The organism is Celeribacter indicus (genome assembly GCF_000819565.1).
GTDB classification, from domain to species: domain Bacteria; phylum Pseudomonadota; class Alphaproteobacteria; order Rhodobacterales; family Rhodobacteraceae; genus Celeribacter; species Celeribacter indicus.
Map to the genome: position 1 here is coordinate 1 of NZ_CP004398.1, position 7,053 is coordinate 7,053.

The 7,053-nt window shown below is 59.7% G+C and carries 9 protein-coding genes; 8 read left to right on the forward strand and 1 reads right to left on the reverse strand.

Features of this window, described 5'->3' with window-relative positions:
• Positions 1 to 27 precede the first annotated feature (27 nt).
• From P73_RS25430 to P73_RS24180, 6 genes are all read left to right on the forward strand, one after another.
• On the forward strand, positions 28 to 570 hold the full coding sequence (locus P73_RS25430) for a replication/maintenance protein RepL (RefSeq protein ID WP_111772960.1): 543 nt from the start codon (positions 28 to 30) through the stop codon (positions 568 to 570).
• Positions 571 to 581: 11 nt separating this feature from the next.
• Positions 582 to 977 carry a hypothetical protein gene (locus P73_RS25855; RefSeq protein ID WP_050686563.1) on the forward strand — a complete coding sequence of 132 codons (396 nt, stop codon included), beginning with the start codon at positions 582 to 584 and terminating at the stop codon, positions 975 to 977.
• A gap of 9 nt (positions 978 to 986) precedes the next feature.
• Positions 987 to 1,370, forward strand: coding sequence for a type II toxin-antitoxin system PemK/MazF family toxin (locus tag P73_RS24165; RefSeq protein WP_050686564.1), 384 nt, complete (start codon positions 987 to 989; stop codon positions 1,368 to 1,370).
• A 452-nt stretch (positions 1,371 to 1,822) separates the two neighbouring features.
• Complete coding sequence (locus P73_RS24170) at positions 1,823 to 2,641, forward strand: chromate resistance protein ChrB domain-containing protein (RefSeq protein ID WP_043872397.1); 819 nt, start codon at positions 1,823 to 1,825, stop codon at positions 2,639 to 2,641.
• Between the two features lie 3 nt (positions 2,642 to 2,644).
• Positions 2,645 to 3,937, forward strand: a complete 1,293-nt coding sequence (gene chrA / locus P73_RS24175) for a chromate efflux transporter (RefSeq protein WP_043872398.1) — start codon at positions 2,645 to 2,647, stop codon at positions 3,935 to 3,937.
• Between the two features lie 49 nt (positions 3,938 to 3,986).
• Positions 3,987 to 4,271, forward strand: a complete 285-nt coding sequence (locus P73_RS24180; RefSeq protein ID WP_043872399.1) for a hypothetical protein — start codon at positions 3,987 to 3,989, stop codon at positions 4,269 to 4,271.
• Positions 4,272 to 4,321: 50 nt separating this feature from the next.
• On the opposite strand, the gene mobQ is transcribed toward P73_RS24180, so the two are convergent.
• Positions 4,322 to 5,554, reverse strand: coding sequence for a MobQ family relaxase (mobQ, locus tag P73_RS26295; protein WP_082033416.1), 1,233 nt, complete (start codon positions 5,552 to 5,554; stop codon positions 4,322 to 4,324).
• 153 nt (positions 5,555 to 5,707) lie between these two features.
• On the opposite strand from mobQ, the gene P73_RS24190 reads away from it, so the two are divergent.
• Positions 5,708 to 5,968 (forward strand): hypothetical protein, encoded by a 261-nt coding sequence (locus P73_RS24190; protein ID WP_043872400.1) that lies wholly within the window; start codon positions 5,708 to 5,710, stop codon positions 5,966 to 5,968.
• A complete protein-coding gene (locus P73_RS24195) occupies positions 5,965 to 6,531 on the forward strand; it encodes a hypothetical protein (protein WP_043872401.1) in 567 nt (188 codons plus the stop codon). Before P73_RS24190 ends, P73_RS24195 begins: the two co-directional genes overlap by 4 nt.
• The last annotated feature ends 522 nt before the right edge of the window (positions 6,532 to 7,053 follow it).

Sequence of the window (7,053 nt, forward strand, 5' to 3'; positions counted from 1 at the left end):
ATGGATGAGCTAGGGGGAGAACGGGCAATGCTTCCGGCAAAGAAGCAGCGGGGACACTTCGTCCAAACCGACCGCGCAGCGCATGAAGCGTGGGGTCGGCTGGCAGTTAAGTCGCCCGCTGCCGGGGCGTTGCTGCATGTCCTGGTGGCGAATGTCGGGGAACAGAACGCTATCGTCGCCTCGCACAAAGTGCTCGCAAAACTCATGGGTTCCTCGCCTGCAACAGTGAAGCGCGCCATCAAGATACTGGAATCCGGGAACTGGGTCGAAGTTGTCCAGATTGGCGCAAGTGGCACGGTAAACGCCTATGTTCTGAATAGCCGCGTGGCGTGGACAGAAGGCCGTGACAAGCTCCGGTATTCGCGCCTGCAAGCCGAGGTTCTGGTCAGCGAGGATGAACAACCCGCTGGTGCTCTCGATGCGGCCAAGGAAGAGTTGCACCGCCTGCCCCGTGTCGGTGAGCTTCAGCTTCCAGCCGGTCAAGGTTTACCACCCGTTTCTCAGCCATCCTTTCCCGGTCTAGAACCAAGCTTGCCCGCCTTTGGCCATCCTACTGAAGATAGCGAATAGGGGTATTCACCGTGGCTAATGTTTCCATCCGTGAGGCGGTAAAGATTTACCAAGTATCCCGCCCAACACTCACAAAAGCACTGAAAACCGGCAAAGTTTCTGGTGTTCAGGATGGGAAAGGCCAGTGGCAAATTGATCCTGCAGAACTTGCCAGAGTTTACCAGCCACGGACGGAAAGCGCGAAAACAGGTGGACAAGATGAACCAGATAACTTTACCAACAAGAACACCCACTTGCCCGGTGAAGTTAATACGCTGAAAGCACAGTTGGCAGAGGCCGAACAACGCGCCGCCGTGGCCGAGGCACTGGCGGAAGAGAGGGGGAAGCACATCGAGGACTTGCGCCGGATGCTGCCTGCCCCGCAAGAGGCACAACGCCCCGGCTGGCGCTGGCCGTGGAAAAGGTGACGGAACAGAATGGCAGAAGAAACCCCACCGCCGCGCGTTGCGCCAACCGTCAAGAGTGCTCCGCGCATCCGTCAGGTGTATTGGTGCAAGCTACCCGACGACGCCCAGTTGCCCGAGTTCTGGAAAACACGGCCCGTGCTCATCATGTCGCTGAAAACGACCCTTCACGGCAAAGTCACAGTGCTGCCTTTCTCTACCAAGTCGCAGCCTGACAACCCACATGCTTACCCTATGCAGTCCCCGCTACAGGCGAAACAAGCGTGGGTGATCTGTGACCACCTGATGACGGTGGCCGTAAGCCGCCTAAGTCCACCTGGGCGAGTGATCCCGCGCATTTCCGAAGCCGATTTCGAGCACATTAAAGAGCGCGCGCTCAAGAATCTCCCATACTGAAAATCTTGACTCTGTGGCCACAGGATGCTACCTAAGGAGCCAGATACGGCGCGGGCAACCGTGACCGCTTCCCTTAGGTGGGAAATAGATGCGAAGGGGTGGCTAGTCCGCCCCTTTCGTTTTTTAGACCTTCTTCATGAAATATCTACCGTGTGAGTTCCGTCAGCAACTAGGTGCGCCGATAGCAAGGGCATCGAGCGTGAAGACCTCAAATATCGGAACGCTCGATGCCCTTGCGGGTTCAGTAAAGCAGCCGTTCATGCAGAGCGCGGCGAAATCTGACTCGAGCCCTTACTTCGGGATTTCTGCGATGCAGCCAACGGCGGCTCTTGGGTTTGACACTTGAAGCGATGGCATCTAGAAAAGTAATTCAGGGGTCCGCAAGAACCCCGTGAGGCGCCAGCCCAATCTTGCATCCTTCCAGTTCTCGCTCTTTGCATGGAGGATGCTTTATGGCGTCGTACAATGAAATCCCCGTATCTGCTCTGGCCCGTCTGATTGGGACTCCCTATTGTCCAACCCTTCTCGATGTGCGCATCGATGAAGATTTCGACGATGATCCAAGACTCATTCCCGGAGCTTACCGCCACCCGTTCAATTCTGTCGTTGATCTGGCCGAAACGCTCAAAGACCGGTCAGTGGTGGTCTATTGTCAAAAGGGCCTCAAGATTAGTCAGGGAGCTGCGGCCTTGCTGCGCGCTTCAGGAGTTAATGCAGAAGTCCTTGAAGGCGGGCAATTCGCATGGAGAGACGCGAAGCTCCCGTTGGTGATAACGGACAAACTGCCGCCGCTTGACGCGTTGGGTCGCACAGTGTGGGTGACGCGCCATCGTCCAAAAATCGACCGGATTGCCTGTCCTTGGCTCATTCGTCGTTTTATCGACCCAAAGGCACAAATCCTGTTTGTTGCCGCCTCACAGGTGGGCAACGTGGCTGAGCGCTTCAATGCGACCCCATTCGACATCGAGGATGTGTTTTGGAGCCATCGCGGCGAAACCTGCACGTTCGATACCATGATCGAGGAGTTCGGCATCGGCCATGAGGCGCTTGAGAGATTGGCCGTGATCGTGCGCGGGGCCGACACCAACAGACATGATCTGGCACCGGAGGCTGCTGGCCTTCTGGCAGCATCTTTGGGTCTGTCACGCATGTTCCGCGATGATCTGGAACAACTAGACGCGGGTATGCTGCTTTACGATGCCTTTTACCGATGGGCGCGTGACGCGACGAGCGAAGGGCATGACTGGCCTGCTGCTTCGACAAAGGCTTGAGTCATGAGCAGTATGAATGATGTCCAGACGGACCTGGCTCCGTCTCTCTCCGACGCGACCCGCGTGTGGTGGAAAATCGGAATCTTGTCCTTCGGCGGTCCTGCCGCCCAGATCGCACTGATGCATAAGGAGGTCGTCGAAGACCGTAGCTGGCTCTCCGAGCAGCAATTCCTGAATGCGTTGAGCCTTTGCATGCTGCTGCCCGGTCCGGAGGCGATGCAACTGGCCACATATGCCGGGTGGCGGCTTCACGGCACAATTGGCGGCCTTATCGCCGGGTTGCTCTTTGTCGTTCCCGGCGCGGCCGTGATCATGGCGCTTGCTGCGATCTACAGCATCTATGGCAATGTGCCACTGGTCGAGGCGCTGTTTTACGGCATCAAAGCCGCCGTCCTGGTGATCGTCGTCGAGGCATTGTTGCGGGTCGCCAAGAAAGCGCTGTCGCAGAAAGTGCATTGGGTGATCGCCGCTCTGGCGTTTGTCGGGATATTCTTCCTATCGATCCCCTATCCGTTGATCGTTCTCATGGCGGGCCTGTTCGGCTGGTTCATGGGAACCGCAGACATGGATCGGCAAACCGTGGACATGGCGCATGTCTCGGTAGGCAAGACGGGCCTGACAATTGCTACCTGGATGGCGATCTGGCTTCTGCCATTGCTGGCCCTCGGTTGGCTGGGCGCGCCGGACCTTCTTGTCGAGGTAGGCAGGTTTTTTTCCACACTCGCCGTCGTGACCTTCGGCGGGGCATATGCGGTTCTCGCCTATATGGCGCAGGATGTCGTTGTTCAGTTCGGCTGGCTGACGGCAGGCGAAATGGTCGACGCGCTCGGACTGGCGGAGACCACGCCAGGCCCGCTCATCCTCGTAACGCAGTTCGTCGGCTTCCTCGCCGGGTTCAAGGAAGGCGGACTTCTGCTTGGCCTCAGCGCCGCCGTGGTGGCGCTTTGGGTGACGTTCGCGCCCTGTTTCCTATGGATATTTGCCGGTGCGCCCTACATCGAATGGATTTCGAACCAACCGAGGCTGAAAGGCGCGCTCAAGGCGATCACTGCGGCGGTCGTCGGTGTCATCCTCAATCTTTCGCTCTGGTTTGCGCTGCACGTGTTGTTCACCAATGTGAGCCGCGAGACCCTGGGCCCTGTGACCTTGTGGCGACCGGACCTCGCCACAATCGAATGGCTCGCCGTAGCGCTGTTTCTGCTCAGCTGCTTTCTAGCGTTCCGGCTGCACTGGGGGATTATCAGGATTTTGCTCGTTGCCGCGTTACTGGGGGCCGCTCTGAGACTTTTTCTGTGAGCCCCCCACCTTTTCCCACCAGATTTTCGACCTACTGAAAGGACATGAGATGACAGACACTCCCAAGCCCGCGCACGGACCGACCCAAGAGCACTTTGTGAGGGGACTTCCGTTCAAGGCGCACAAGATTGAGGGCTTCACGCCTGAACTCCTGGAGCACTACTACGAGGACACCTATGGTGGGTCCATCCGAACGTTGAATGAGGTCGAGACCAAGATCGCGGCCTCCCGGCGGGCGGGATCGCCGACAGCCGATCTTGGATCATTGATTGCGAAGCAAGCAAACCCTCCGATGGGGCCTAAGGCAAAGCGGACGTGCATTAACAGTTGGTGAAAGGCAGCAAAGTCCGCACAGCGGTTGTTCGCGAGCAGCGCAGCGAAGGTCTACAACCCGTAATCATGCCCTCGGTCGCGGCGGGCATGAACTTCGCGCTCCTGCTCTTGTTCCAGCTCCTTGGTGCGCTGCCGCTCCTGCTCCTGCGCGGTGTGCTGTTCCTCGGCCTCGCGGCCCTCGCGCAACGCGGAAACGCGATCTCCGAACGCCTCCCGGTCGATCCCGGTTGCCGCGGCCCGCAACCGCGCCGCCAGATCGTCCGGAACCTCCCGCTCTGAGGCATCGGCTTCATGCTGCTCCCGACCCTCTTTCCGACCTTCCCACGCTTCGCGCAGCCGCGTGGCAAGGTCGGGTTCCTGCTCCCGGCCCTCACGCCCTCCGGCAAGCGCCAGCTCGGATTGCTCCGGCCCGAGACGGTCCAACACGCGATCCGCCGCCCGGTCGAGCCAGTCGCGGACATGACCGGCCAGCTCGCGGGCGACCTCCATCACCTCAGCCGCGCGGGCCTTGGCCTCGTGCCAGGCCCCGACCCGCCCGACCTCGATGCCGCGTTCTTTCATCTGCCACGCGCCGGGGGAAAGCTGGGGCAACGGCGGTCGGTCCAGCTCAATAGCGCGCACCGTCTGCACCAGCTCCGCGCCCTCGTCGCCGCGCTCCCGCGCCGCCGATGCCAGCTCAAGCGCCTCGTCCCGCTGGGCCTCCAAGGTCCGGTGATCCACGCGATCCTCGATGCCGGCGCGCTTAAGGGCGATGTTGCTGTCCCGCGCCCAGGCTTCGCGCCAGCCTTCCAGAACCTCGACCTTGTTCCAGTCGCGGTTTTTGGTGGTGAAGCCCTCGGGGCCAATCTCGCGGGTGGTCAGCAGAATGTGGGCATGGTGATTGCGATCATCGCCATCGCGCCCTGGCGCGTGCAGGGCGATATCCGCGATCATGCCACGGTCCACGAACTGTTCCTGGGCGAAGTCCCGGACCAGCTCGACACGCTGCGCATGGGTCAGCTCGGCAGGCAGGGCCACGCGCACCTCGCGGGCGACCTGGCTGTTCTTCCGGGTCTCGGCTTCCTCGACGCGGTTCCACAACTCGGATCGGTCGCGGCCCCAATCCGGTGCATGATCCGGGGCGAGGATTTCGGTGTGATCGACACCGCCCCGCGCGGCGTAATCGAAGGTCAGCCCGGTGCGGCGGTCTTCGATACGCTCCGCCACACGATAGGCAATAGCCGCTGTGGCGCTGCGGCCCTGACTGCGGGAAATCATCGAAGCTCTGAGATGATAGATTGCCATTCTGTGCCGCACTTTGCTTAGGGGTCGAGGGGAAACGCTAGTCTCCCCCGCCCACACAAACGCGCAGCGTTTGTATAAGTGGGCACTTCGTGTCTTGCACCTTGCCTCAACCTTTGCCAGAAATCAACAGATGTCAGGAACGCGGAGGTCAGAATGGCGCGGAGTATTGATCAACAGATTGCAGCGACGCAGGCCAAGTTGGCTCGTCTGAAAGAACGCCAGAAGGCCAGCGAAACTCGCCGCAAGATCATCGTCGGATCAGTGGCAATATCCAACGCGCTGAAAGACCCGGAAAAGGCCCGCGCCCTCGCCGCCCTCCTGCGTCGGGCCGTCACCCGCGAAGTCGATCAGAAAGAGCTGGTCGGATTGCTGGAAGAACTGGATGGCGTCGCTGCGAAGGCGGAACGTCCATGAGCGTCAAAGACCCCTTCCAGCAGCTCGTTGATGAAATCACCCTGATCCGGCAGGACATGGAACGCCTGAAGCGGACCAGTCTGGACAAGGAAGATGCCGAAGCCCTGCACGAAATGCTGGCCGAGGGTGTGGATCGGATGTGCAAGGTTGGCCCCGAAGTCCAGAAAGCCGTCGAGATGCGTTTGCTGGGGGTTGCGGCAGTGCTCCGGGAAGAGACCGCCAAAGCCGCTGCGAGCGCCGCTGAGGGGGCTATCGCGAAAACCCGGACCGAGAGCCTCGAAGCCGCCCGGAGCCTCTCACAGGCCGCCGGAGAGGCCCGCAGGCAGGCGTGGCGCTACTTTGGCGGGTTCTGGGTGTGGTTGGCCTCCATGCTCGCCACAGGGGCCGTTCTGGGCCTTCTGCTGGCCTATGGCATGGAAACGGCCAAGTCGGCCCTCTCGGTCGATGATCTGGTGCGCTACAACTGCGGTAGATCGTGGTTCGGTGGGCAGGTCGTGGACCAGGACAACGGATCCAGCTTCTGCGCCTTCTGGATCAGGCAAGTACCGCAAGGGGAGAATTGAGGAGCCACCGACCTCCTTCCCATTCTCAGCACAATCCGACCGTTGCCACAGGCGTTGAAAGGCGAGATTGGGGATAACCCTTCCCCTCCCTGCCTGACCCACCCCATCCGGTTGGCGTTTCGCCAGCGGTATGTACGAACATCATCAGCAATGGTGCGAAAAACGCACTGACAGATAAACAGGCTCCTCCGTCGCCTGTGTCAGTCAAAAACTCCACCCCCGCCCGATCGTTCGCCAGCTTACTGACGAGCGCTACCGATCGAACGAGCGTGGATTTTTTGCCCTCCTATAGATCATTAGAAGGCGGAAAATTTCGAGCCAATAAAAACAAGGACTTAAGGGGGGGGGGTAGGTCACAGCTGTGACCTACCCCTAGCTCATAGCTGTGACCTAGGTCTGCTCGAAATTTGAACAAGCTTGACCGATATTTGACGGGTCAGTATGGTCGAAATTAGAGCAGCCAGATAAAGATATGCTGCAGATTTAACTGATATTTGAACATGGATGAGCTAGGGGTAGGTC